The organism is Haladaptatus sp. HS23 (assembly GCF_056892285.1).
Map to the genome: position 1 here is coordinate 1 of NZ_JBXGLH010000003.1, position 24,711 is coordinate 24,711.

Here is a 24,711-nt window from a genome sequence, read left to right on the forward strand (position 1 = left end):
GTGAAGAATTCGAGGATGACTTGCTCGTGGTGCTGGATGGAGCGCCGTACTTTCAAGCGTCAGCCGTCACGGACCTAGCGGCCCGTGACGACCTCGCGTTCGTGACGTTTCCATCGTACTCGCCGGAGCTAAACCCGGTCGAAGAGTGTTGGAGACAGCTTCAAGCGGCTCTTAGCAACCGGTTCTTCGACTCACTTGAGGAGTTAACAACAGCGATTGACACTGCTCTCGAGCAACTTTCGGTCCCAAAAGTGAGTAGCTACTTCTAACGGCTACTATAGTTGCTCGTGCACGATTGATTCTGTGCCACGTCACTCTCGAACGGTCTCTCGACTCTCGTACTCCCAAATCAGATCGAAGTACCGCTTCATCCCCGCGACGAACGACCCGTTTTCAGTGACTGCGGCCTGTCGCATATGGAGCGGAACGTTCTTTTCCTCGACGAGGAAGATGGCTTTTCCCGTCTCGTACTCTATGCTCGGGTCGGTCAATGTTCCCCGCCACGGGAGCTTTTCGTCGCTGAACCGGTAGTCCACACACGGATACGTTTCGTCGACGTAGGAGACGACCTCTCGCTGAACTGCCTCGTTCTCTTCGGTCAGATGCTTCGGGTCGAGAAACAGGATTTTGACGGTGACATCGCGGTTCACCGCCGCCTCGAACGCAGGTTCGACACCGTTGAAGTATTCGAAACTCTTCGTAATGACACAGAGGGTGTCGTCAGCGGTGTAATAGAGTTCACGGGTCTCCGTTTCACTCGGGTCGCCGACATCCACGACGTAGAAGAGGTCCTCCGTGGGCGTGATGTGTTCGCTCGATTGTTCGTAAAGCGGTTGAAACGCATCGAGGAAATCGTCTCGGACTGACTCCACGTCTTGTCGAAAGGATTCGTACGCTTGGCGTTGGTTTTCCTGTGCCCGGTTGAGGATTTCGGCGGGAGGTTTGGGTTGGTACTCCTTGGGACGGCCGGGGATCGTTTTGATGTATCCCATGTCGGTGAGCGAATCGAGAACCCCGTAGATACGGGCCTTCGGGATGCCGGTCGCCTCCGCGAGGTTCGGTGCGGTCGTTCGCCCTATCGAGAAGAGTTGCTTGAGTGCGATCGATTCATACTCCTTTAAATCGAGAAATTCCAGAAGGGAGCCCGTATCACGAGATGCCGTCATAGCTCATTCAACGCAACTCACGGTGATAAATCACAGTTTGTCTAGTAATGGCTATATGGCATAGCCAGCACCTCGTCGAGTGCGAGCCGTAAACATCCCAACGAACCACCCAGTAGTGGGCGTGGAAAGCCCGCAACATCAGGCGCAGTAGGATGTCACTTGGTCTGTTACTGTTAAATTCAAAACCCCAATAGGAATACTTTTCAAACCCCAGTTACTCTATATCTGAGTAACTATGTCGATTCTTGTGACGGGAGCCGACGGATACGTCGGTTGGCCCACCGCACTGCGGATTGCCGACCGGACAGACGAACGCGTTATTCTCGTCGATAACTTCGGCCGACGGGAATGGGTTGGTGAAGTCGGAAGTACCAGTGCAATTCCCATTCTATCGATAGAGGAACGAATTGGCGCTGCGAAGTCTCGATTAGGACTGCACAACCTCTCGTTCGTCGAAGGCGACCTCACGGAGAAAACGTTCGTGGACGAGCTTCTTACAGTCCACCAACCAGAAACCATCGTTCATACAGCCGCACAACCCTCCGCACCGTACTCGCAAATAAACGGGGAGCGTGCGAACTACACACAACACAACAACCTGCAATCGACGCGCAATCTCCTTTGGGGGCTCGAAGAGAACGACCTCACCGAGACACACTTCATCGAGACGACGACGACTGGCGTCTACGGTGCCCCCGAATTCCCCATCCCAGAAGGCGGGGCCACGATGGAGAACCAGGGTAAACGCGATGACGTACCGTTCCCGGCGATGGCCGGCAGTTGGTATCATCTGACCAAATCCTACGACGCGGCGAATATGCGACTTGCGCACAAGCAGTTCGGGATTCCGATTAGCGACGTTCGAACGGCAATCGTCTACGGAACTGAAACCGAGGAAACTCGCGAGGGGCAGTATCACCTCAAGACCCGGTTTGATTTCGATTATTACTTCGGAACCGTCAGCCACCGATTCGCAGCTCAAGCGGTCGCTGGCTACCCTGTGACGGTGTACGGCAAAGGCGAACAGCGAAAGCCGTTTATCAGCCTCGAAGATGCCGTTGAAGGATTAGCACAACTCGCGCTGTCCGACCACACCGAGCGTGATGACGAGTTCGTCGTCTACAACCAGGTGACGCGACCGATCAGCATCGTCGAAGTCGCAAACACTATCGCCGACGTGGCCGCGGAGTTCGACTACGACGTCGAAGTGGAACACTTCGAGAACCCGCGCGACGAGGACGAGACACACAAAATGGAGATGGAGAACGACAACTACATGGACCTCATCGGCGAGCAGGCCCAGTCATTCGAGGACGGCGTTCGTGACATCTTCGAAACGCTGAGCCAGTACGAAGAGACCATCTCGACGCACGAGGACCGCTTCCTGCCCGGCGTCCTCGAAGAGCGGATGGAAGAAGACGAAGACGAAGCGGTCTCGGAGCTCGACTGAGGACCATCCATGAACGTCCTCGTCACTGGTGGCTGTGGGTACATCGGCAGCGTCCTCGTCCCGCTGTTGCAGGCCGACAAAGGGATTGATACCGTCTCCGTCCTTGACAACCTCTCCAACGGGTCGCCGCGAAACCTCCTCGGAGCGTACATCGGGAACGATACCGATATCGTGTTTCGCCGGGGCGACGTTCGTGAGTACGGCAACGTCGAAAACGCCATGCGTGATGTGGACACCGTCATCCATCTTGCCGGCATCACGGGCGCATCGAGTACGCACGACCGCGAAGAGGAGACGTACGCGGTCAATCTCGACGGAACGAAGAACGTGTTATCTGCGGCGAAAAAATTCGGTATCGACAACGTGGTGTTCGCCTCCTCGTGTAACAACTACGGACGAGCAACCAGCACGAACATCACCGAAGAGACGGAGGCCAATCCGTTGAACCCGTACGCCGAAACGAAGTACAAAGGCGAACAGGCGCTCGCCGACCACGTTTCCGACGGCCACTTTCGAGGGACGGCGCTCCGGATGAGTACCAATTACGGCTACTCTCCCGGCATTCGGTTCAACCTCGTCGTCAACCACTTTGTCTTCCGCGCGGTGACGAACCGTCCGCTCACCGTGTACGGCGACGGGACGAATTGGCGGCCGTTCATCCACGTCAACGACGCCGCCCGAGCGTTCAAGCAGGCGGCTTGTAACCCGAAAGCGTGGACCAAAACGGAGTACAACGTCGGTGCGAACGACGAAAATTACCAGATATCGGACATCGCTCAAAATGTCCGTGAGGAGGTCGATGGCACATTCGACATCACCTACCTCGAAGACGAGCATCCGGGTCCGTCCTATCACGTGAACTTCGACCGCGTGGCCGACACCGGATTCGAACTCGAATGGACGGTTCGTGATGGAATTCGAGACCTCATGCAGCAATTTACGTCGCCGAACACGTCGCTCGCCTCGAATGGGACATCGAGCACACACAGTCAAAGGACGTAGCTATGACACAGAGTAATTCAATCACTGACACCCCGACGATTGCTGTAACTGGCGCTGCTGGCTTTATCGGCAGTCGTGTCGTGAATCGATTGCAAGCCGCCAATCCCGAGTGGGACATCGTCGCGCTCGATAACTTCTATTTGGGACAGGTTCGAAAAATTGGAGACATCGGTATCCAGCACGTCGACGTTCGAAACCGTGACCGACTCGAAGCGGCGCTCGACGGCGCGGATATCGTGTTGCACCTCGCGGCCATCAGCGGGGTCAACGATTGTGACACCAACCGTGACCTCGCGTACGACGTCAACGTACAGGGAACCGCAAACGTCGCGTGGTTCTGCCGAAAAACCGGCGCTGGACTCGTATTCCCGTTCAGCATGGCCGTCCTCGGCGACCCGGAACAGTTCCCCATCACGGCCAGCCTGCCGCGTGACCCGAAGAACTGGTACGGTCGGACGAAACTCCTCGGAGAACACATTGTCGAGGACATGGCACACGATGCGTTCCCGGCCCATCTCTATCTCAAGTCCAACCTGTACGGGGAACACGAAATCGATGGACAAACCATCTCAAAGGGGACGGTCATCAACTTCTTCGTCAATCGCGTGTTCTCGGACCACCCGCTGACCGTTTACGAACCGGGCACCCAGTCACGGAACTACGTCCACGTGAAGGACGTCGCACGTGCGTACGTTCGGAGCGTAGAAGTGATGGCCCAACAACTTGAAGCGGGCGAAACGGGCGTTCAACGCTACGAAATCGCAAGTAGCGAGGACCCGAGTGTCATGACGGTCGGCGAACTCGTCGCGCGAGTCGCATCCGAGGAGGCGGGCATCGAAAAGGAAGTCACCCTCGTTGAGAATCCGCGTTCGAGCGAGACGCTCGTGGGTGACTTCACCGTCGATACGACGAAAACGCACGAGGAACTCGGCTGGGAAGTCAAACACTCCGTCGAGGAGTCGGTCCGCGAGCTGATTCGAAAGAAGGCGTGACCGGAGGAGTGCGTTTTTGGAACACGGAAACGGTTTCTTTTGCGGTCGTTCGTAACGCTTGAGAGCCATCGAACAATTTTCTAGATCCGAAGCCATACTCTCTGCATATTCATGTCGATGATTTATCTTGTTGCCCGTTGTTTCGCGAACTATGAATGGGACGAAGGGGAAACCTGAGCAGTCCAACGCTCCCTGGTCGAGTCGGTCCATCGCTGGGGTCGCCACGTTCATCGCAGGCTGCATCGCTTTTATGGGAATAATCACAGCAGAAGTCCTCTATCCGGGGTATTCGACTAGACAGGACATCAGCGACCTCGGGTCAACGATACCCCCGAATCCAGTCATTCACCAACCGTCGGCGACCATCTTCAATAGCACGATGCTCGTGACGGGAGCGCTTCTATTGGTCGCTGCGACCCTCCTCTATCGTTCAATGGGGCGTCGTTTTTTCACAGTACTCTTCGTCGTCTTCGGAATCGGGATTTTCGGCGTCGGTGTGTTTCCCGGCAACGTCGTCCCGTGGCATGGACTCTTTGCCCTCCTCACATTCACCAGCGGTGGCCTTACTGTCGTTTCCTCATCGCGTGTCGTCTCGCGTCCGTTCAACTACCTCTGTCTGATATTCGGCGTGATATCGTTGTTGACGTTGGCGAGCGTGTTCATCTTGCAGGGGGCGAACCCGCTCAATCCTCTCGGGTCCGGGGGTGTCGAACGATGGGTGGCATACCCGCTCCTGCTTTGGGTAGTCGGATTCGGCGGATACCTATTGGGGGACACGAATATAGCGCCGTGACTGACGGCCCCATCATCGACAGAGTGAACCGTGTAAATCGCCTCGGGGTCAAGCCCCGAGGCTTTCGCGTGGACTCCCGTTCTATGCCTCAGCCGAGGCAGGGGAAACGTACTCCCCACTCACGTTCAGCGTCCCGCGATTCAAGCGCACATCTACGGGTGCGCCTCCGTCGCCTGCATTTTGCCTGCGGCGGAGATACTGCAAACCGATATTCTTCGATGCGTTGTAGTCGGCGTGGTTTTCATACCTGCACTGCTGACACTCGAACGACTCGCCTGACCGATTGTCGTCGTGGGTAAACCCACACGTCGAACAACGCTTTGACGTATTTCGCGGGTCAACCTGCACGGCCTCGACGCCGTGTTCTTCGGCCTTGTATTCGACGTACTCGTAGAGGCGTCGAAACGCCCACACGTGTTGCCACGTCGCCTCGGGAATGTTCTCCCGAATGTGAGTCAAATCCTCGAACACGATGTGCGAACAGTCGTTCTCGACGGTCTCCTCGATAAGTTCGTTCGCCACCGTGTGCAGGTATATCTCGAACCGCCCGTACTCTTGCTGCCCGACTGACTCGATGTTCTCGTGGGCGTGGCGAGACCCACACTGCTGGAGTGATGCACGGCGTTTCTCGTACTCTCGTCGCCAGTGGTTGAACTCGTCTGCCGACCAGAATCGCCCTGTCGAAGCGACGGCGAGGTTGTTGACGCCCAAATCCACACCAAGGACTGTTCTGTGCTTGGACTCGGATTCAGACGGTTTCTCGTCTGCTTCGACTTTCCGCATTGAGGCGTGGAGATACCAGTCACCGTCGTGGTACTGGAGGTGGGCCATCCGAAACTCGAAGCCCTCGTCGGAGACATACTTGGTCGGCGGTGTCTCCGAGTCGTCGGGAAGGATGTAATCGCACTCAACGCGCCCGTCTACGGTCGAGAGGGAAACGTGGTCGCGGTGGAACGTCGCACTCCGTTTGTCGTACACCGCGCTGTCTGTCGAGAAGTGTGGCTGTGACGTGTTCTCGCCACGTTCGAGACGCGAGACTCCGCTTTTGACGGCTTCGACCGCCCTACGAATCCCTTTCTGGACGAGATTCGCGGTGAGGTCGGTTTCGTCGCGGAGTCGGTCGTAGAGGGCGCGTTCGGCTTTGGCTTTTGAGGTGACGTGGTAACCGTCGTCGCCGTACCAGCACCATTCGCTTGCGGTGTTGGCGCAGTGTTTGAACTGCTCGACCGTCTCTCGAAGGGGGGCGTCGGCTCCTTCGGGAATGTCGAGTTTGATGACGGCGGTACGACGGTATTCCACTGAATTTTCACATAAACGTCTGGTGTTACTTATATGTTCGGGACTCGGCCTGTCATCGTAGCGTGGTTTGTGCCATCGGTTGTCGGCTTCCTCCCCGACCTCAAGGGTCGGGGCATCCGCCTCGTACCGCTTGTGAACTATTGACTGACTAGTTAGTCAAAACCCTTTTGACTGACTGGTCAGTAAGTACGGTAACGAATGAATACGGAAACGTCTACCGAGATAATACGGGCGACAGGTCGTGCCCTCTGTGAACACGGCTACGCCAACCTCACGATGCAACGCATCGCGGAAGAGTCGTCGATGACGACGGCGGCGATACACTATCATTTCGACACAAAAGAAGAGCTCTTGAACGCGCTCCTCGACGACGTTGTCGACGATTTCGAAGAGCGATTGGCATGCGACGGTGGCAACCCGCGAGAACGCCTCAGTGCGTTCTTGGATGCGGTTTTCGCTCCATCGACCGACCGCTCCGACGAGTTCCCGGTCGCGGTCATGGAACTGAAATCGCAGGCACCGTACCACGAAGCGTATCGGGAACGGTTCATCGAACTGGACGACGCGATGCGTACCGTCGTCGCGACGATAGTCCGCGAGGGAATTGCGGAAGGCCATTTCGATGACGCCGACCCTGACGAAGTCGCTCGCACCGTCAGCACGATAGTCAACGGCGGTCACGTTCGCAAAGTCGCACTCGGCGAGGGTCCCGAGGAGACCCGCCGAGCGGTCGAACGATATCTGGAAATACGACTCGCGTGGACGCCGGAGATGGTAGCATGAGTCTCTTCAAGGGACAAGAGGAACTCGACCTCACCGACGGCGGTATCGTCAGGCCGCTCCTCTACCTCTCGCTCCCCATCGTTATCACGAACCTGATGCAGACCGCCTACAACCTCGCCGACACGTTCTGGCTCGGCCAGTACTCGACGGAGGCGTTGGCGGCCATCTCGTTCGGGTTTCCGATGGTGTTCCTGCTCATCTCGCTGGGTATGGGACTGTCCGTTGCGGGGAGCGTCCTCGTCGCCCAGCATACGGGGGCCGACGAAACCGAGCAGGCGGAGTACGCGGCCTCGCAAACGGTCACGTTCGCCTTCCTCGGGTCGGTGATACTGGGAGCGGTCGGCTATCCGTTCGTCCGCCCCTTCCTCAAATTCCTCGGGGCGTCACCGAGCGTTCTTCCGGGTGCGACCGCGTATATGCAAGTCGTCGCACTCGGGCTGCCGTTCATGTTCGGTTTTTTCGTCTTCATCTCGCTGATGCGCGGTGCGGGCGACACGATTACGCCGATGATCGTCATGTTCGGAACGGTCGTCATCAACGTGATTCTGGACCCGTTCCTCATCAATGGCTGGACGGTCGGACCGCTCGCGTTCCCCGAAATGGGAATCCAAGGAGCGGCAATCGCGACGGTCTTCTCCCGAAGTCTCGCGATGCTCGTCGGCCTCGTCATCATGGAGTCCGGGACGCGGGGAATTCAGATCCATCTCACGGATATGAAGCCCGACATCCAGTATCTGCGGAGAATCCTCTCCATCGGCGTCCCGGCGAGCATCGAAGGGACCGGCCGTGCCCTGTCGATAAACGCGCTGTTGCTCGTCGTCGGCCTGTTCTCGACGTCGGTCGTCGCGGCGTTCGGTATCGGAACTCGCGTCTTCTCGGTCATCTTCCTCCCCGCAATCGCCGTCGCCCGCGGTGTCGAGACCATGTCCGGCCAGAACATCGGTGCCGGGAAGTACGACCGCGCCGAGCAGGCGAACTACGTCGCTGCCAAGGGACTGTTCGTCGTCCTCGCGCTTGTCGGCGTCCTCATCTTCCTCATCCCGACGCCCATCGTGGCCGTGTTCACCGACGACCCCGCCGTGCTTTCCGAGGGAACCACGTTCCTCCGATACGTCGCACTGTCGTTCGGATTCATCGGAATCATGCGGGCGTTTACCGGCGGCTTCCGCGGTGCCGGCAAGACGATGGTCGCCGCCGCCATCTCCATCATCACCCTTGCCGGTATCCGACTGCCGGTGGCGTACCTCGCCTCACAGTTCCAATTCGACGTTCCCTACGCCCAGTACATCTTCGGCGTCAGGGGAATCTGGATAGCGTTCTTCGTCTCGAACGTGGCCGGTGCGGGTATCGCGTGGCTCTGGTTCCGACGCGGAACGTGGCGCGATAGCGACGTTCGAGGGGCACCGACTTCGAAGGAAATCGAAGCGGACGACGTCGGAACGGACGACGTAGACCCGACGACGAGCGACGATTGAGTCGAAGCTGCTGACCGACCGAGTCGGTCGGGTAACGGTTCCCACTCAAAGATCCGCGTAACCGGGGAACTCCGACTCGGTTTGGTCGCGCGAGAGCGCCGTCGAGAGTATCTTTCGTTGTGCCTTCCGAACGTGTTCGAGAAAGGTCGAATGGTCGATGTCCAATGTCCGAGCTATTTCTTCGGCGGTGTGTCGTCGCGGCCAATCGAAATACCCCTGTTCGAATGCCTGCTCCACGACTTCGTGCTGCCGTGCGGTAAGTTTCGATGACGGTTCGTCGAACCGTGTTATCGACCCGAGCGTGGGAACGCCGATATGCTTGAACTCCTCTATCATGGCCTTCAGGTCCTCCCGCCTGAACAACAGCACAGTGTACACACGCTGATCGGGGGATATCCGGTTTCGCCGCCGGATGATTCCGTGATTGCGATCGATAGCGTCGTAGGCACCGCAGGACTGCTTCGTGACGAGGTACTTGGTATCGGAGAGGTGTTCGATATGCGAAACCTGCGAGGAAGCGTCCATGAAATCGTATATCTCGCTCGCACTGTCCGCGAACTCGATGACGAACGTCACCTGATGGTCGTGAAGCCGCTCGATGGCGATTTCGAACGTCGTCTCGAACCGGGTCGCGACGTCGGTGAGAATACAGCGTTTGTGCTGTTGGAGGTAAATCCGTGCTTCGAACATGGCATAAACCGTGTTACCAATACAAACGCACCCTATTCAACCTGCGTAGTTCTCTCGAGACACCAAACACACCGAAAATAGCGAGGAAGCCGACCGAGTCACCTTCGAACTACGTCCCCGAGAATCGCTCTTCGGCCAGTGCAATCGCTCCGTCGAGGTCAAGTGGTCCTCGCTCGGCAAGCGCGTCTAGATACGCTTCAATGGTTCCCTCGTCCGCCGGAACATTCGCCCGGCCCAAGAGTATCCGTGCGGCGCCCGCACCCGTCGGGGCACCAAATCGCAATCGGCGTTCACCGCCGAAGCGTGCAGGGTCGAACGGTTCGAGCGTGGCAGGGTCAGCCAACATCGCCGCCGTGTGGATACCCGATTCATGCTCTGCGATTTCCGCCCCCAACAGCGCCTTCCGGTCGTCGTACGGTTCGTCGAGGGTAGAGAGAACTGACCGACAGGTGGGAACCAGTCGCTCGGTTCGCGTTCCGAGGTCGTCGCCGAACTCAACGTCACACGACGCGACGACCTCTTCGAGGACTCCGTTTCCGGCGCGTTCGCCGAGACCCGCGACGCTCACGTCCGCCTTCGCGACGCCCATCTCGTAAGCCGCCAACGTGTTCGCAGTCGCACAGCCCAAATCGTCGTGGAAGTGGACGCCGACGTCTCCGAGATCAACGTCGGCGTCCAACTCGGTCAGGAACGAACGAACGCTCGTCGGCGTTCGCACGCCCACCGAATCGGCGAGCGTAATCACGGGGACGTCTGGGAGGAGTTCGAAGACGTCGACGATGGCATCGACGTCCGTCCGGAAGGCGTCCGCAAGCGTGACGTGCGGCACGCCGCCGTGGTCGAGGACGTACTCGACTGCGTCGCAGAGCATTCCGTGCATTTCCGAGCGCGATTTTCCGAGAAGATGTTCCAAGTGACGGTCCGAGACGGAGAGAAACACCTCGACGACGTCCGCGTCCGCATCGAGCGCCACGTCGATGTCGCTCGAAATCGCCCGTGCGAGGGCAATTACTTCGGCGTCGGTCGTCCCCGCGAGTTCGGCGACGACTCGTCGGTCCTTCTCGCCGGTGGCGGGAAAGGCGGGTTGGATGTAAGGGACGCCGAGCGCGTCGAGTTCTCGCGCCGCGCATATCTTCCGTTCGGCGGTGAAATCCCGACCGGGCATCTGGTCGCCCTCCCGAAGCGTCACGTCGCTCAGTCGCATTCAGATGACTCCCTCCGACGCCAACTCGTGGAGTTCCTCGTTCGAATAGCCGAGTTCGTCCCCGTAGACCTCCTCGTTGTGTTCGCCGTGCTTCGGTCCGAGGAAGGCCACCTCCCCGGGCGTCCGGGAGAACGTCGGTGTGGGAGCGAACGTCTTCGTCGGCCCGATGTCGGGGTCGTCGACTTCGACTATCGCGTTCCGTGCTCGGAACTGCTCGTCCGCGAAGATGTCCGCCATGTCGTACACCGGGCCGACGATGGCGTCGTTCTCTTCGAGCGTCGCTATCGCCTCGTCTGTCGAGCGCCGTTTCGTCCACGCTTCGATTTCCGCATCGAGCGCGTCAGCGTGTTCGACGCGAGTGGCGTTCGTCTCGAACCGGTCGTCGTCGATGAGTTCGGGTCTGTCGATGGCGTGTGCGACGCGCTCGAATATTTTCTGGTTCGAGGCGGACATCGTCATGTAGCCGTCGGCGGTTTCGTAGATGTTCCGCGGCGCGGTGTTCGGGTGGCGATTACCCGTTCGTTCACGGATGTGGCCCTGTCGGTCGTAGGCCTCGACTTCGCCGAAGAACAACCGCCACAGCGGTTCGGTGAGCGACACGTCGATGACTTGGCCTTCGCCGCTCCCGCCGCGACCGATGTCGCGCTCGTAGAGCGCCATCAACGACGACTGGAGCGCAAACTGCGCGGCAGTGAGGTCCGCGAGGCTGATGGGGGGTAACAGGGGTTCCCTGTCGGGGAAGCCGTTGGCGTGTGCCCATCCCGAAATTCCCTCGGCAATCGTTCCGAAACCGGGCTTGTGCGATTTCGGCCCGGTCTGTCCGTAGCCCGAGAGGCGGACCATAATGGCCTGTTCGTTCACCTCGTGGATGTCGTCGGGGCCGAGCCCCCACCGCTCCATTGTCCCCGGGCGGAAGTTCTCGAAGACCATATCGGCGTCCGCTATCAACTCGAAAGCTATCTCCCGCCCTCGGTCACTTCCGAGGTCGAGCGTGACACAACGTTTGTTCCGCCCCAACGATTTCCACGAGAGCGAGGTCCCGTCCTCGGTCTTCTGTGGCCACTCCCGGATGGGATCACCCACTTTCGGATGTTCTATCATGACGACGTCGGCACCAAAGTCGCCGAGCATCGTCGTGGCGAACGCACCGCTTATCATCCCCGACATGTCGATGACTCGAAGGCCGTCGAGCGGTCCGTTCCGGTTCCGTGCCGTCATCGACCGGAGCACCCCGTTACGGTGGAAGAGCGAGTTTCAGTGACGATTCGTCTATAGAGGTGTCGAAATAGTGTAATCATGGTTGCTCCGTATCAGGGTCGGTAACTGGGTCGGACGCCTCGTCCAGATGGGCCACCACTGCGTCGGTGGTGACGACATCGCCGTACTTCGCGTCGATGTCAAACAGATTCGCTTCGTGTGGGCCTTCGGCCCTATCGCCGACTGCATCAGCCGGGACGACGGTTCGATAGCCGTGTTGCAGGCTATCGACGGCGGTTGCACGAACGCACCCACTCGTCGTCACCCCGGCGAGGACGAGCGTATCGACCCCGTTCGTGGTTAGTTCCGTTTGTAAATCGGTGCCGAAGAACGCGCTCGCGTACTTCTTCAGGACGACGCGCTCAGTGTCACGCGGTTCGATTCGGTCATCGACGGCGACGCGTTCGGTTCCCAGTCGTAACTCTTCGAGCGCCGGGACCTTCTCTATGAACAGTCCGGCGTCGCCGTAGGATTCCTCGAACGCGACGGTCGTGAAATATCGCGGCAGGTCGCGTACGCGAAACGCTTCGAGGAGGCGTTCGGTCGCGTCCAGCACGGGCGCGGCATCCATCCCGAGGTTCGACTCCGGGTCGGTGAACGCGTTGATGAGGTCGATGACGACCAAGGCCGGACGCGTGCCGAACCCGACGTCCTCGCCGAACTCTCGGTCGTCGTACAGCGCCTCGGTTTCGTCGAGCCAGTCCGTCATGGGAAGTCCGTCGCTGAGAGCGCGACAGGTTGGAAGTCCCAACGTAGTCGAGTCGGTTCAGTCACGGTCATCAAACTCGCGTCGTTCGGCAGCGATGGTGGCGGCTAATTCGTCGTCCTCCGGGAGCGGTCCGTAGTCGAACTCCGGCAGTTCCTCGCGGGAAGCGCGGAGTTCATCGCGGCGGGATTGGGTTTCCTCCTCGTCCACGGTACCTTCATCGGAGAGCACGACGCCGTACTCATCCCGTGCGACTGTCTCGGAGATGAGGTCCCGACGGACTTCCGTCGCGACGGTTTCGGGGTCGCGGTCGAGCGCGTCGCCGAGACCGCCGCCACCGGCGGTGCGGAAGATGAACTTGTCGCCGACGCTCACCGGGACGTTCTCGGCCTTAGACGGGATGTGTTCTCTGGTCCCGTCCGTTCGGACGAGAATCTTCTCGCTGGTCCCGCCGTGTTTGCCGCCGTCGACGCCCCACGGATAGGTGTGAGCGCGGTCGTCTTGGAAGGTTATCGACCCGTCGGCCTCGAACGTGTAGACCTTGGTGATACCGTGGCCGCCGCGGAACTCGCCGGACCCGCCGGTATCCCGTCGGGTGCTGTATTCGGTGATGGTCAGCGGGTAGTAGGCTTCCTGATACTCCGCGGGCACCGTCCGAAAGAGGGGCCACCACGAGTGGCCGTCGAGGCCGTCGCCGCCGGGGCGGGCGGGAATGCCGCCATACAGGATTTCCAACATCTGGAATGCGTTGCCGTCGTTGTCGGTTCCGGCGTAGACCATGTTGGGCGACGTACCGTAACTTCCGGCGACGCTGAAGCCGTCGATGAGCTTCGAGAACGTCGCCTGCAACACGTCGAACTGACGCGCCATCAGCGGCAACCGGTTCCCGAGCGCCGCCGGGAACTCCGGTTGGATGACGCTTCCCTTCGGCAGGTTCACCTCGAAGAGGTCGTAGTACCCGTCGTTGAACGTCAACAGCGGGTCGAACGCCATGATGAGGAAGACACCGACGAACATCTTGAACATCTTCTCGTTGAGGAGGAAGTTGACCGTTCCCGGGACCTGGTCGTTCGTCCCCTCCCAGTCGAGGAACACCGTATCCCCCTCCCGGTAGATTTCGAGGTGGAGTTTGATGGGACCGTTCCCGAGGCCGTCGTCGTCGACGTAATCCTCGAAGGTGTAGCGTTCGCCCTCGGGGACGAACTCCCGAATCAGGTTTATCATCCCCTCGCGGGTTCGGTCCAGAATCGCGTCGGTCGCCGTCTCGTACGTTTCGCGGCCGAACCGGTCACACAGCTCCTGAACGCGCGTTTCGGCAGCCTTCGTTCCGGCGGCGAGAGCCTTTATATCCGCCTCCGCGTGTTCGGGCAGTCGGGTGTTGTGTGCGAACGTTTCGAGCAGTTCTTCGTCCAACTCGCCGCCCTTGTACAGTTTGACCGGCGGCAGTCGAACGCCCTCCTCGAAAATCGTACGGGCGGTGACGGGCATGCTACCGGGTGTCTTGCCCCCGACGTCCATCAGGTTCCCCCACTGGCTGGAGAACCCGACAAGGTGATCATCGTAGAAGATGGGACGCAAGAGAAGCATATCCGGCGTGTGCGACAGAGCACCAGCACACATGTACGGGTCGTTCGTGGCGATGACGTCGCCGTCTTCGAGGTCGTCCCAGTCGAAGGGAGAGTTCTCGATGATGGTGTCTATGGCGCTCCCGAACTGGCCCATGACCATTCGTCCCTTCGCGTCGGCGATGAGGGGGAACTGGTCGGACTGCTCCCGGATGACGGGGCTGATGGCCGTCGTTTCGAGGACGCGGTCCATCTCGTGTCGCGCGTTCGAAAGGGTGTTCTCGATGATGTCTAAGGTCGTCGCGTCGATGTCGTGGTCGCCGACGAAGTCGGGTGTCTCGGTCGTTTCGCTGCTCATTGGGAGTCTCCTCGGTTGATTTCGATGTTCTCGTACTGATCGATGCGTGCGACATGGTCGGGTTGGATGACGACCGTCGAATCGTCGTCGACGACGATTGCGGGGCCGTCCAACCGGTTGCCCGGAAGGAGGTCGCTTCGGTCGTAAATCGGGGTATCGTGGTACTCGTCGTCGAAAAAGACTGATTGGGACCCGGTTCGTGCGTGACTCGGGTCCGCATCCGACAGTTCGCGGGAGACGAGTTGGACGCCGTCGAGTTCTCCACGACCGACGACGCGGAGGTTCGCGATTTCGAGGGGTGCATCGAGCGAGAAACCGAAGCGGTGTTCGTGGCGCGACTCGAAGTCGGCCTTGATTTCGGCCAGTCCCCTCTCACCTCGCAAGTTCTCGATGTCGACCGGAATCGACATCTGGATGTCCTGCCGGTAGTAGCGGCAGTCGGTGAAGTAGTCGAACGAGCGGTTATCGGCGTCGACACCCTCGGATTCGAGCCACGTCGCGGCCTCGTCCCTGATGACTTGGAGACTGTCGTACACCGCTTCGCCGTCCACGTCCTCGTCGGTTCGCAAGTACGTCTCGGAGAACTCGTTTTGAATGTCGCTCGTCAGGAACCCGAACGCGCTCATGACGCCCGGCCCCGGCGGAACGATGAGCGGATAGGTGTCCATCACGTCCGCGAGCGCGTTGGCATGCATCGGCCCGGCACCGCCGAAGGCGACGAGGCCGAACTCGCGGGGGTCGTAGCCTCGTTCGACGGAGACGACGCGGAGCGCCCCGTGCATGTTCTCGGTGACGATGTCGAGGATGGCTTGTGCTGCTTCCTCGACCGATGTCCCGCGCTCTTCGGCGATGGACTGAATCGCGTCCTGGGCGGCCTCCCGGTCGAGTTCCATGCGCCCACCGAGTTTCACCGACGGTGGAATCCGACCGAGGACGACGTTCGCGTCCGTGACGGTCGGGTCGGTACCACCTTGGCCGTAACAGGCTGGACCGGGGTCCGCACCTGCGCTTTCGGGACCGACCTGCATGGCACCCGAGAGTTGTACGCGCGCTATCGACCCGCCACCGGCGCCGACCGTGTTGACGTCGACGCCGCGCGATTTGAACTCCCGATAGCCGACCTTCGTTTCGCGCGTACTCTCCGGCGTGCCGTTCTCGATGAGCGAAACGTCCGTCGACGTGCCGCCCATGTCGAGCGTCATCACGTCCGGAACTCCCTTCTTGTTCGCGATGGTCGCCGCACCGACGACTCCGCCGGACGGCCCGGACAGCGCCAAATCGACCGGACGACCCTTCGCCGCGGACGAACTCATCAGTCCGCCGTCCGACCGAACGATGTTCATCGTCGCCGCCGACCCGGCGTCCCCCAACGAGGCGTCGAGGTCGTCGAGATACGAGATGACTTTCGGACGAGCGTAATCGTTGATGACCGTCGTCAGCGTCCGTTCGTACTCCCCGTACTCGGGCACGATTTCGGAGGAGATTGACACCGGAAGGTCGGGATGTGAATCGGCGACGATGTCCCGGATGGTCTCCTCGTGTGTCGGGTTCAGATACGAGTTGAGAAGGGCGATGGTGAGCGATTCGATGCCCGAATCGTACAACTCGTCGACCTGTCGACGGACCTCGTCTTCGTCGATGGGTTCGATTTCCCTCCCGTCGGGCGAGGAGATGCGCCCCGAGACGCCGCGGGTATCGACCAAGTCCGCGAGTGGGTCGGGTTTCTCCATTCCCATCCATCCGTAGAGCGGCCCCGGTGTCCACGCTCTGGCGAGATGGAGGACGTGTTCGTGCCCGGCCGAAGTGAGCAATCCCACGCGTGACCCCGTTTCTTCGAGGAGCATGTTGGTCACGACCGTCGTGCCGTGGAACAGCAGGTCGAGGTCGGCGACCGTCGTGCCCGCCTTCTCCGTCGCCTCCGTGACGCCGGTGAGGACGCCTTCGGACGGATTCGCGGGTGTCGAAAGCACCTTGTCGATAGTCAGTTCGTGTGTTTCGTCGTCGAACACGATGATGTCGGTGAACGTCCCGCCGACATCAACGCCCAAATTGTGCGTCATACGATAACAATAATCAAAATTCTCGGAGAATGGCTAAGCGTTCTCCCCACAGATGTGGGTAGTTTAAGTAGCATTTGGTCCCGCGTCTCCAAAAATTATCACTCGGGCAATGCACGAACGGACGGTACAGCGTCTGAAGCTACCACGACCGAATAGTACTCACAGAAATCACACCGCCGACACGAATGACGATTCCCACACCGGGTTCGAACGATGTCGGAATGGACACCGAAGTACGACCACAGTCGACGGTTATGTCCGGCGAGCGACGAGAATCCGCCATCTAAAGGACGCCGTACCCGAAGTTCGACGGAGTAAAAGAATTCCGAGAATGTCGAACGGTACGACTCACGACGGTGCTACCCCCTGAGAACGTCCCGGATGGGTCTCGCGAGAGATTATGCTGAAGCTTGGTCAGCAAGCTCGTCCACATCCTCCAGGTCGTCCGGAACCAAGACCAACCGGAGTCGTGGGCGTCCCACGTCGATAGGAACTTTCTCCGTTTCTATCAGACCCCGGTCCTCGAGGCGGGTCTTGGTTCGCGAGAAGGTTGCCTTACTCGCCACTCCCGTATCTTCTCCCCACTTGCTGATATCGTAGAGCAACACTTCGTTGTTCGCCGCGACCAACAACGCGATGGCGACTTCGTCCAGTTCGTCGTCCTCGCCGGGAATCGTTTCGACCGACTCGGCTATCATCATGAAGTCGTCCTCGGCGTCGGCGCCGATTTCCTCGCGGAGCGTTTCCTGAACGCGCGAAAGCGGGGGCGTTCGGAGATTGAACGCGTCCCCATCGTCCCAGTCCTCCATGAACGTCGTCCGCACGTTTTCGACCAACTCGTCGTCCGCCGAGCGCATCCCGGTGGTTTTCGAATCCAGCGTGACGACGGTAACGACTTCGTCGTCGCTGACGATCAGCGAACTTCGCGCGATGTCGGTGGTCGTCCGGAGTTCCAAGGAACTACGGTCGATCAAATCTGCCACGTGACTCGCGAGGATGAAGTCGTCCAGCGAGTCTTTCAGCACGTCCGGCGTGGCGAGTACCTGGATGTCGGGGAGATCGCCATCGAACGAAGATGCCGTCAACATCACCGTTCGAAAGACGTCGTGTGCGGGATTCACGATGAGTACCGCATCGGTTTCTTCGAAAAACGAGTTGATCATGTCGGTGAACTCTTCGTCGAGCACAGTTGCTTCTGCGGACATACACTTGTACACGAGATGGGGTTCTATTGTTCCACTCCCATTATTAACTGAAAGGAGAACCTGAAAACAGTGCTGCTGCAGGGAGATACGCTAAAAAGAACCGGTCGAAGGTATTTTTCATATGTTTAATGTATCGTAACATTTGGTTTCGTCGGAGTGGGGTACCCATCGATATTTCGTCCTCGTTTCACACTCGATATTCCGGGCTCCGATTCCCCCTACTTTTTCTCCAAAAGCGATTCTACCGACGTACCCTACGTATTCAGGGAGGGTCGTTCGGCGATAATATAACGATATTTGTTATCGGTATTCTGGCGTTTCTCGGAGGTAAGGTGCCTAAAACCCGTTCGTATTCGTGAACTTAATCGGACAGTACGGAACCCCATCCGGTCGGGAGGCTCCGTTGCCACGGTTTCGTACGTTGGATTCGCGTTTCGGTCGATACGAAGTCATTCCGTCACCGTCGGACCGAGTGAAATGCCGTTCGACGGGGATTCAGGAGGGAGGGTGAAGTTTTAGTCGTCCACACGAAAACAGGCGCGTAAGAATGTCCCGTCCGCACGAAGGCCGAATACCGCGCTCCAAATGGACGCGTGACCACGCCGCTCGACTCCGCCGCACCTCCGACACCACCGCGCCGGTAATCTATCCTCCCGAGCGGAAAATCAGCGACGAGTATCATCTCTGGGATACGTGGTTCCTCCGCGAACGTGACGGGTCGTTCGCCGAAGTGGACGGCTACCGGGTCGCATTCTCGCTCTCCGCCTCGTCGACGCTCCTGCCCGGAAAACGTCACGACGAGGCGCGTATCCGATACTTCTACTCGTCGGACGGACATGAGTGGACCTACGGTGGACCGATATTCACCGAAAGAGAGGCGCTCGGTTCCCGCCAGTGGGCCGGGTCGGCCTTGTTAGACGACGGGACCGTCTACGCCTACTACACCGCCGCCGGGCGACGCGGCGAACCGGAACTCACCTACGAACAGCGAATCTGTGCGGGGACGGGCGGCACGATTTCGACGGACGAGGAGGGCCTTCGCATCGATGGTCCGTGGGACCATTCGGTCCTCTTGGAACCGGACGGCGAACGGTATCAGACACAGGAACAGTCGTCAAATCAGAACGGCCCCATCTACACCTTCCGCGACCCGTGGTTCTTTGAGGACCCTGAAACGGGGAAATCGTATCTCCTCTTCGAGGGAAACACTCCGATAGACGACCCCGACCCGGAGCTGGCGTACAACGGTTGCATCGGCATTGCCCACTCGGAAACGGGTACCCTGACCGACTGGGAAGTCCTCGACCTGCTCCTCGACGGTGAACGAGTCAATCAGGAACTCGAACGGCCACACATCGTCGTCCGGAACGGCCGCTACTACCTCTTCACGCCGAGCCACCAGCACACGTTCGCGCCCGGTTTGAGCGGCTTCGACGCGCTCTACGGCTTCGTCGCGGATTCCCTGTTCGGTCCCTACGAACCGCTGAACGAGACCGGACTCGTCGTCGCGAATCCCGACAACGCCCCGTTTCAGGCCTACTCGTGGCTCGCCTTCGGGCACGGCGACGAGATACTCGTCACGTCCTTTTTCAACTACTTTGACCTCAACGGCCTCTCGCTCGACGACGTCGCGTTTCTCCCGGAGTCTGAACAGTTCCGCCGCTTCGGCGGGACGTACGCACCGACGCTCCGACTGCAAGTCGGTGGGAACCGAACTCGCATCTGGGGCGAGTTAGAGTACGGGCGGATTCCGCTCGAATCGGAGTCGCTGGCCCCGCCGGACAGCGTTCGCTACCATTCGACGGACGACGAGGATACCGATGGCGACAGGAGCGGGAATAACTACTGAATCAGTCGTCACCCACTTCTGCCGTCGAACCAACATCCACGGACGGAGCGGAAGACCCGTCGAGTTCCCATGCGTCGAGGCGGACGATGCGGGCGTTCCCGCCCGCGGCGTAGAGCGACACGCCGTCGGCGTCCGCGCGGGTCGGATAGATGCGACCCGTGAGGCAGTGGCGTTCGTTCGCGAACACTTCGACGATGGACCCGTCGACGAACGCTCGGAGGTCGATTCGTTCCTCGCCGTCGAGCGGCATCCGTATCGGGTCGTCAGCCGTCTCGGGGTGGAGGCTGGACGTCGAGCGTTCGAGGATGAGTTCGTCGCGACGAACGTGCAGCGGCGTTCGCTCCTCGCCGTCCACGGTTTCACGGAGGACGACGCCCACCTCGTCGGCGGTTCCGAGGTCGATGGTGAGCGACAGTTCGAGCGCTCGACCGCGCGTCTGGAGGACCTCCCGCTGGCCGTCCGAGATTCCCCGCGACTCGAATCCGTGGTGACCCTCGCGGAGCGTCGTTACCTCGTCGGCGGGTCGTTGTCGGAGTTCGCCGTCGTCGACGCTGAGGACCCGTGGGAGCGAGAGCGCGCCTGACCACCCGGCGTCCCACTGTGCGCGCTCGCTGCGTGCCTCCTTCAACCACCCGAACGTAATCTGCCGCCCGGAAGACGTTTGGAGCGTCTGTGGCGCGTAGAAATCACCGTAATCGAGAACGCCGGACGCCTCGCGCTCGAACCGTCCGTCGCGGACAGTGCCGAGGAAATAGAGGACGCGCTCGTAGTTCGACACGTGAAGAAGGCGTTTCTCGCCGAGGTCGAGAAGTTCGGGGCATTCCCACATGTGCCCCGAACCGTCCCAATCGCCCGTCAATAGGGGCCCGAGGTAGGTCCACTCCGTGAGGTCGTCCGAGCGATACCGGAGCGCCGTTCCGCCGACGCCGTCGATGCCGGAGCCGATGAGCTGGTACCACGACCCGTTCTCGCGCCAGACGCAGTGGTCGCGGAACTCGGCGTCCCAGTGTTCGGTCGAGAGGATATCGAGTTCGACCGGCGCGTCGGTTACGACCGGGTTTTCCTGGTCCTTCGTCCACACGTCGAGCGTATCGTCGGTGGCCGTCGCGAGACAGGGGAGTTGTCTGCCGCCGCGGCCGCCCGTGTACAGGATACGAGCCGTTCCATCGTCATCGACCGTGCAACCCGACCAACAGCCGTCGCGGTCCGGGCCGTCGGGGTCGGGCGTGAGCGCGACCGGATGGTCCTCCCAGTGGAGGAGGTCGTCGCTCGTCGCGTGCCCCCAGTGGATGGTGTGGTGATAGGGACCTCCCGGATTGTACTGGTAGAAGGCGTGGTACGTGCCGTTCCATTCGACGAGACCGTTCGGGTCGTTCAACCAGTTCGCGGGCGGCACGAGGTGATACCGCGGGCGGTTGTGGTCGCCGCGGAAGTCGTTTCGCATCGCGGCGAGGTCGGCGGCGCACTTCGGACGGCCGACGAGTCCGTCGTCGGCACCCGAACCGAGGAACCGCAGACACCCCGCGAGGAACGTCTCGCGGCCGCCGTCCGCGCCCGACGCCTCGAACTCGACGTTCGCGCCGACGCCGAGGACGGTTCCCATTGCGGGTTTCCATTCGACCACGGACACTTCGCCCGGACGGTCGATATCGCCTTCGAAAGTACCCGCTAACACGTCCGCGCGTTTCGGGAGAAGGTTGACGTATCGAGCGTACGACTGCGTGTCGCCCACGCCACGGGTGTGAAAGCGGATGTCGTCGAAGGCCGCGACCGCCGGGTGGTCCTCGTACTGGGACTTCCAGAGAGGGCCGACAGGAGCCTCGACGGGTTCGACGCCCACGGCGTTCGGGGCAACTGGGTCGATGTCGAGCGGTTCGACTGCCGTCAGCGCCTGAAGGGTCAATAGAAGGGTACCGCCGTCCTCGAAATAATCCGCGAACACGTCGGCGAACCCGTCCACCGAAGCGGGTTCTACGGGAGCGTCACGGTGCCACCAGAGTACGTCATAGGAAGCGAGGGTGTCGCCGTCGTGAATCTCGGCAAACGAAACGAGGTCTGCCGCACCCAATTCGGTAGTGACCCACTCGAACGCCGTCTGCTGCTCGGGGGAGAGTTCGCCGCAGTGTAGGAATCCGATGGTAGGAGACGACGGAACCATTGTCAGTAACTATCAGTGCACGTCATATAATGGGTGTGGCTGTGATACAGGAATTATCGTGGGGTTCCCGGTTTCGCGGGGGATGGACGGTGACGTGAGAAACAACCGAACCGATGGGTCGAACGAACCGTCTTTCACCATCGATGTGAGTCACACCAGTACGGTTACATGGATGCTGGACCCTCAATGAGCATGAATACGACAGCGGACGTCATCGTCCGGGACGCCTACCTCACCGAACGTGACTCCATCGCCGATATCGCCGTCGGAGACGGGAGAATCCTCGCTATCGGGTCGGACCTCGTGGAGGACGCTCCGACAGAACTCGACGCGGCAGGGAATCTTGTCTCGCCGGGACTGGTCGATGCACACGTCCATCTGGACATGTCGTTGTCGGCGTACGGCGGGCGGCACCCTCGAAACAACGATGGGACTTCAGATATGGACGACGTTCTCCGAAAAACAGCGACCTACTTTGACGAGACGCCTCTCCAGCAAATCGAGTCGAACGTGCGAAGAGTCGGAAATCGTGCCGTCGCAAACGGCGTCCTCCACATTCGAACCCACGCGTACGTCGACGGGACCGTCGGTTCCGACGTCGTCGAAGCAGTACTCGCGGCGCGCGATTCGTTGGCGGACCGTCTCGACATCGAAGTCGTGGCCTTTCCACAACAGGGAATTCGGCGCGATGACGGGTCCGAAACCGCCACTCGTGAGGCGCTCGACACCGGTGCGGATATCGCCGGTGGGTTGGACCCACAGACGCTCAACGGCAACCGGGAGGCGACGATAGCGACGTGGTTCGATATCGCCGCCGACCATGACGTAGATATCGACGTCCACATCCACGAAGGCGACGAAACGGGGGTAAAAACGCTCGAACGCCTCGCAACGACGGTGGTCGAGCGAGGATACGAAGGTCGGGTGGCCGCGAGCCACGCCTTCGCACTCGCCGACGCGGCCACCGTCGATGCCACCGATAACGGAACGAGGCTTTCGAGCGCGATGGAGCGGTTCGAAGCGGCGGGGATGCTGTTCGTCACCTGCTATCAAAGTACCCGACAGGGAATGCCGATTCGTCGGTTTCACGACGCCGGAATCGGGATGGCACACGGTACCGACCAAGTACACGACCTCTGGGGGGCGCACGGAAACATCGACGCGCTCGAAGCGATGCTCGTCGAGTCGCTCAAATTGCAGTCGTATTCGACCACGAAAGGATTGGAATATCTGTGGAATCTCGTCACCGACCACGGGGCGAACCTCCTCGGTCTGAAAGGATACGGTATCGAAGAAGGGACCCCCGCGGACCTCGTCGTTCACGATTCCTCCTCACCTCAGTGGGCAATCGTGGAAAATCGAACGCCTCGCTACGTCATAAAGGAAGGCCGAATTGTCGCCGAGGGCGGCACCGTCGTCGGTCAGTAACTGCCGTTTCCACCGGGTGCGAAGGACGCGAAGTTGACGACCACGTACGCGGCCAGCAAAAGCAGTGCGAGGACAGAGAACGCCACCGATAGCGTGTGCTGGTCCGACGCGGAAAGCCCTAGGTGGTCACAAGCCCAGCGGGTGGCGAATACGCCTGCGAGCAGGAGTGAGAGACCAATCGCCGCGACCCAGACGCCACCCAGTACTGACACCGGAACGAGCAGGAGGCCGTACCCGAAGACAAGTAGTCCGACGAAGACGGCCAAGACGGCGACGACGCTGAACGAACTACCGGATGTCGTAGTGTTGTTTTTAGTCATTCATATAAAATGGATTTCAGATAGCTTAATCGTTGTGTGACAATCGGCATCTCATTTATTTTACTAGAACGACGGGAGAACGATGTGGCACCCCGATTTCGTCGGGTCGAGAGTGTCCACCGTCGAAGATACGAAAAATCGGCTGTCTCACGCAGCGGGACGTTCGGCGGGAGCGTCCCTGCTGGTCGTCTCGCCGAGGTCGTCCTCGTCGGGGGCGTTGAGTTCGGTATATGCCCTCGCGAGCACGGCGGTCGAGAAGACCGTCGTGATGGCGCTCGCGGCTTGCGCAAACACCAGGGCGACGATGTTACCGGCGAAACTACCGCTTGCGATTTCACCGAAACCGAAGGCGATGTTGACGAGTATCGTGAGGAGTATCACTGCAACGCCCAATACGAGGAGTCTGACGCGGTACCCTCGCGTCAATCCCCAACTGCTGCGGAAGGCTCTGACGAAGTTCTGGTCCTCGACGGCCACGTAGACGGTCCAGAACGCCAGGGTCACGAGCAAGAAGATGCCCGGGACGATCAGCGCGACGAGACCTAACGCGACGATGATACCGAAGACGATCATTCCGACGAAGACGTTGACCGCCGCCCAGACCATGTTCCGAGTGAAGAACTCCCTCGGGAGGCGTTCGGTTTCGTTGCTCACGAACACGCGAATGGCCGCGATACTCACGACCAGTAACGCGATGCTCAGGACCACCGAAACGAGACCCGCACCGAGCGGCGGAACAAGTATCGTCGGGTTCGCTTGGACGCCAGCGGCGGTAAACCCCTGTTGCTCGACCCATCGGTCGACACCAGCACCCAATACGCCGTTGATGACCGAGATGACGAAAATGATGCCCATGAGCATGAGCCCGTTTCGCTTAACAGTTCGGCTGTACCCTTGCTTGAGAACGCTTGTAATGTTGATCGGCATTATCAGAGGTATAGAACGTCGTCC

At 59.9% G+C, this 24,711-nt stretch carries 21 protein-coding genes; 9 read left to right on the plus strand and 12 right to left on the minus strand.

Features of this window, described 5'->3' with window-relative positions:
- Positions 1 to 269, plus strand: a 269-nt coding sequence (locus tag AC1XDK_RS10545; protein WP_483349867.1) for a transposase, incomplete at its 5' end; no start/stop codon positions are given.
- Between the two features lie 42 nt (positions 270 to 311).
- Here the strand turns inward: AC1XDK_RS10545 and AC1XDK_RS10550 are convergent.
- Positions 312 to 1,166, minus strand: coding sequence for a TrmB family transcriptional regulator (locus AC1XDK_RS10550; protein WP_483349868.1), 855 nt, complete (start codon positions 1,164 to 1,166; stop codon positions 312 to 314).
- Positions 1,167 to 1,401: 235 nt separating this feature from the next.
- On the opposite strand from AC1XDK_RS10550, the gene AC1XDK_RS10555 reads away from it, so the two are divergent.
- The 4 genes from AC1XDK_RS10555 (at position 1,402) to AC1XDK_RS10570 (ending at position 5,403) form a co-directional block, all read left to right on the plus strand.
- Positions 1,402 to 2,616: an NAD-dependent epimerase/dehydratase family protein gene (locus AC1XDK_RS10555; protein WP_483349869.1), complete on the plus strand. Its 1,215-nt coding sequence runs from the start codon at positions 1,402 to 1,404 to the stop codon at positions 2,614 to 2,616.
- A 9-nt stretch (positions 2,617 to 2,625) separates the two neighbouring features.
- Positions 2,626 to 3,618 (plus strand): NAD-dependent epimerase/dehydratase family protein, encoded by a 993-nt coding sequence (locus AC1XDK_RS10560; protein ID WP_483349870.1) that lies wholly within the window; start codon positions 2,626 to 2,628, stop codon positions 3,616 to 3,618.
- A 2-nt stretch (positions 3,619 to 3,620) separates the two neighbouring features.
- Positions 3,621 to 4,610 (plus strand): NAD-dependent epimerase/dehydratase family protein, encoded by a 990-nt coding sequence (locus AC1XDK_RS10565; protein WP_483349871.1) that lies wholly within the window; start codon positions 3,621 to 3,623, stop codon positions 4,608 to 4,610.
- Positions 4,611 to 4,761: 151 nt separating this feature from the next.
- Entirely contained in the window at positions 4,762 to 5,403 is a 642-nt protein-coding gene (locus tag AC1XDK_RS10570; RefSeq protein ID WP_483349872.1) for a DUF998 domain-containing protein, read from the plus strand.
- A gap of 81 nt (positions 5,404 to 5,484) precedes the next feature.
- Here AC1XDK_RS10570 and AC1XDK_RS10575 read toward each other — a convergent pair whose 3' ends face one another.
- Positions 5,485 to 6,702, minus strand: a complete 1,218-nt coding sequence (locus AC1XDK_RS10575; protein ID WP_483349873.1) for an RNA-guided endonuclease InsQ/TnpB family protein — start codon at positions 6,700 to 6,702, stop codon at positions 5,485 to 5,487.
- Positions 6,703 to 6,900: 198 nt separating this feature from the next.
- Between AC1XDK_RS10575 and AC1XDK_RS10580 the strand changes: the two genes are divergently transcribed.
- Positions 6,901 to 7,485, plus strand: coding sequence for a TetR/AcrR family transcriptional regulator (locus AC1XDK_RS10580; RefSeq protein WP_483349874.1), 585 nt, complete (start codon positions 6,901 to 6,903; stop codon positions 7,483 to 7,485).
- Positions 7,482 to 8,960 carry an MATE family efflux transporter gene (locus AC1XDK_RS10585; RefSeq protein ID WP_483349875.1) on the plus strand — a complete coding sequence of 493 codons (1,479 nt, stop codon included), beginning with the start codon at positions 7,482 to 7,484 and terminating at the stop codon, positions 8,958 to 8,960. The genes AC1XDK_RS10580 and AC1XDK_RS10585 overlap by 4 nt, the downstream gene beginning before the upstream one ends.
- Before the next feature lie 45 nt (positions 8,961 to 9,005).
- Here the strand turns inward: AC1XDK_RS10585 and AC1XDK_RS10590 are convergent, their stop codons facing one another.
- From AC1XDK_RS10590 to tbsP, 7 genes are all read right to left on the minus strand, one after another.
- Entirely contained in the window at positions 9,006 to 9,650 is a 645-nt protein-coding gene (locus tag AC1XDK_RS10590) for a helix-turn-helix domain-containing protein (RefSeq protein ID WP_483349876.1), read from the minus strand.
- Positions 9,651 to 9,759: 109 nt separating this feature from the next.
- Positions 9,760 to 10,854: a LeuA family protein gene (locus AC1XDK_RS10595; RefSeq protein WP_483349877.1), complete on the minus strand. Its 1,095-nt coding sequence runs from the start codon at positions 10,852 to 10,854 to the stop codon at positions 9,760 to 9,762.
- Positions 10,855 to 12,072 carry a CaiB/BaiF CoA transferase family protein gene (locus tag AC1XDK_RS10600; protein ID WP_483349878.1) on the minus strand — a complete coding sequence of 406 codons (1,218 nt, stop codon included), beginning with the start codon at positions 12,070 to 12,072 and terminating at the stop codon, positions 10,855 to 10,857. It lies immediately after the preceding gene.
- A gap of 76 nt (positions 12,073 to 12,148) precedes the next feature.
- The gene (locus AC1XDK_RS10605; RefSeq protein WP_483349879.1) at positions 12,149 to 12,820 is read right to left on the minus strand and encodes an isochorismatase family protein; all 672 of its coding nucleotides are present in this window, start codon (positions 12,818 to 12,820) and stop codon (positions 12,149 to 12,151) included.
- A gap of 57 nt (positions 12,821 to 12,877) precedes the next feature.
- Entirely contained in the window at positions 12,878 to 14,740 is a 1,863-nt protein-coding gene (locus AC1XDK_RS10610; RefSeq protein WP_483349880.1) for a hydantoinase B/oxoprolinase family protein, read from the minus strand.
- Positions 14,737 to 16,800 (minus strand): hydantoinase/oxoprolinase family protein, encoded by a 2,064-nt coding sequence (locus AC1XDK_RS10615; protein ID WP_483349881.1) that lies wholly within the window; start codon positions 16,798 to 16,800, stop codon positions 14,737 to 14,739. Before AC1XDK_RS10615 ends, AC1XDK_RS10610 begins: the two co-directional genes overlap by 4 nt.
- A gap of 398 nt (positions 16,801 to 17,198) precedes the next feature.
- Positions 17,199 to 18,005, minus strand: a complete 807-nt coding sequence (gene tbsP / locus AC1XDK_RS10620; RefSeq protein ID WP_483349882.1) for a transcriptional regulator TbsP — start codon at positions 18,003 to 18,005, stop codon at positions 17,199 to 17,201.
- Positions 18,006 to 18,552: 547 nt separating this feature from the next.
- On the opposite strand from tbsP, the gene AC1XDK_RS10625 reads away from it, so the two are divergent.
- The gene (locus tag AC1XDK_RS10625) at positions 18,553 to 19,854 is read left to right on the plus strand and encodes a glycoside hydrolase family 68 protein (RefSeq protein WP_483349883.1); all 1,302 of its coding nucleotides are present in this window, start codon (positions 18,553 to 18,555) and stop codon (positions 19,852 to 19,854) included.
- A gap of 1 nt (position 19,855) precedes the next feature.
- Here AC1XDK_RS10625 and AC1XDK_RS10630 read toward each other — a convergent pair whose 3' ends face one another.
- Positions 19,856 to 22,012: a glycoside hydrolase family 32 protein gene (locus tag AC1XDK_RS10630; RefSeq protein WP_483349884.1), complete on the minus strand. Its 2,157-nt coding sequence runs from the start codon at positions 22,010 to 22,012 to the stop codon at positions 19,856 to 19,858.
- Between the two features lie 192 nt (positions 22,013 to 22,204).
- Here AC1XDK_RS10630 and AC1XDK_RS10635 point away from each other — a divergent pair, with 192 nt between their 5' ends.
- Positions 22,205 to 23,440: an amidohydrolase family protein gene (locus AC1XDK_RS10635; RefSeq protein ID WP_483349885.1), complete on the plus strand. Its 1,236-nt coding sequence runs from the start codon at positions 22,205 to 22,207 to the stop codon at positions 23,438 to 23,440.
- On the opposite strand, the gene AC1XDK_RS10640 is transcribed toward AC1XDK_RS10635, so the two are convergent.
- Both AC1XDK_RS10640 and AC1XDK_RS10645 read right to left on the minus strand, forming a co-directional pair.
- Complete coding sequence (locus AC1XDK_RS10640) at positions 23,434 to 23,760, minus strand: hypothetical protein (protein WP_483349886.1); 327 nt, start codon at positions 23,758 to 23,760, stop codon at positions 23,434 to 23,436. The two genes, AC1XDK_RS10635 and AC1XDK_RS10640, sit on opposite strands and share 7 nt — an antisense overlap.
- Positions 23,761 to 23,907: 147 nt before the next feature.
- Complete coding sequence (locus tag AC1XDK_RS10645) at positions 23,908 to 24,687, minus strand: DUF7847 domain-containing protein (protein ID WP_483349887.1); 780 nt, start codon at positions 24,685 to 24,687, stop codon at positions 23,908 to 23,910.
- Between the last annotated feature and the right edge of the window lie 24 nt (positions 24,688 to 24,711).

Excerpts from the sequence above, each read along its gene's own strand:
- AC1XDK_RS10630 (WP_483349884.1), bottom strand. The coding sequence starts at position 22,012 with ATGGTTCCGTCGTCTCCTACCATCGGATTCCTACACTGCGGCGAACTC.
- AC1XDK_RS10610 (WP_483349880.1), bottom strand. The coding sequence starts at position 14,740 with ATGAGCAGCGAAACGACCGAGACACCCGACTTCGTCGGCGACCACGAC.
- AC1XDK_RS10625 (WP_483349883.1), top strand. The coding sequence starts at position 18,553 with ATGTCCCGTCCGCACGAAGGCCGAATACCGCGCTCCAAATGGACGCGT.
- tbsP (WP_483349882.1), bottom strand. The coding sequence starts at position 18,005 with ATGTCCGCAGAAGCAACTGTGCTCGACGAAGAGTTCACCGACATGATC.
- AC1XDK_RS10640 (WP_483349886.1), bottom strand. The coding sequence starts at position 23,760 with ATGACTAAAAACAACACTACGACATCCGGTAGTTCGTTCAGCGTCGTC.
- AC1XDK_RS10600 (WP_483349878.1), bottom strand. The coding sequence starts at position 12,072 with ATGACGGCACGGAACCGGAACGGACCGCTCGACGGCCTTCGAGTCATC.
- AC1XDK_RS10590 (WP_483349876.1), bottom strand. The coding sequence starts at position 9,650 with ATGTTCGAAGCACGGATTTACCTCCAACAGCACAAACGCTGTATTCTC.
- AC1XDK_RS10550 (WP_483349868.1), bottom strand. The coding sequence starts at position 1,166 with ATGACGGCATCTCGTGATACGGGCTCCCTTCTGGAATTTCTCGATTTA.
- AC1XDK_RS10615 (WP_483349881.1), bottom strand. The coding sequence starts at position 16,800 with ATGACGCACAATTTGGGCGTTGATGTCGGCGGGACGTTCACCGACATC.
- AC1XDK_RS10585 (WP_483349875.1), top strand. The coding sequence starts at position 7,482 with ATGAGTCTCTTCAAGGGACAAGAGGAACTCGACCTCACCGACGGCGGT.
- AC1XDK_RS10565 (WP_483349871.1), top strand. The coding sequence starts at position 3,621 with ATGACACAGAGTAATTCAATCACTGACACCCCGACGATTGCTGTAACT.
- AC1XDK_RS10645 (WP_483349887.1), bottom strand. The coding sequence starts at position 24,687 with ATGCCGATCAACATTACAAGCGTTCTCAAGCAAGGGTACAGCCGAACT.
- AC1XDK_RS10635 (WP_483349885.1), top strand. The coding sequence starts at position 22,205 with ATGAATACGACAGCGGACGTCATCGTCCGGGACGCCTACCTCACCGAA.
- AC1XDK_RS10595 (WP_483349877.1), bottom strand. The coding sequence starts at position 10,854 with ATGCGACTGAGCGACGTGACGCTTCGGGAGGGCGACCAGATGCCCGGT.
- AC1XDK_RS10570 (WP_483349872.1), top strand. The coding sequence starts at position 4,762 with ATGAATGGGACGAAGGGGAAACCTGAGCAGTCCAACGCTCCCTGGTCG.
- AC1XDK_RS10560 (WP_483349870.1), top strand. The coding sequence starts at position 2,626 with ATGAACGTCCTCGTCACTGGTGGCTGTGGGTACATCGGCAGCGTCCTC.
- AC1XDK_RS10555 (WP_483349869.1), top strand. The coding sequence starts at position 1,402 with ATGTCGATTCTTGTGACGGGAGCCGACGGATACGTCGGTTGGCCCACC.
- AC1XDK_RS10580 (WP_483349874.1), top strand. The coding sequence starts at position 6,901 with ATGAATACGGAAACGTCTACCGAGATAATACGGGCGACAGGTCGTGCC.
- AC1XDK_RS10605 (WP_483349879.1), bottom strand. The coding sequence starts at position 12,820 with ATGACGGACTGGCTCGACGAAACCGAGGCGCTGTACGACGACCGAGAG.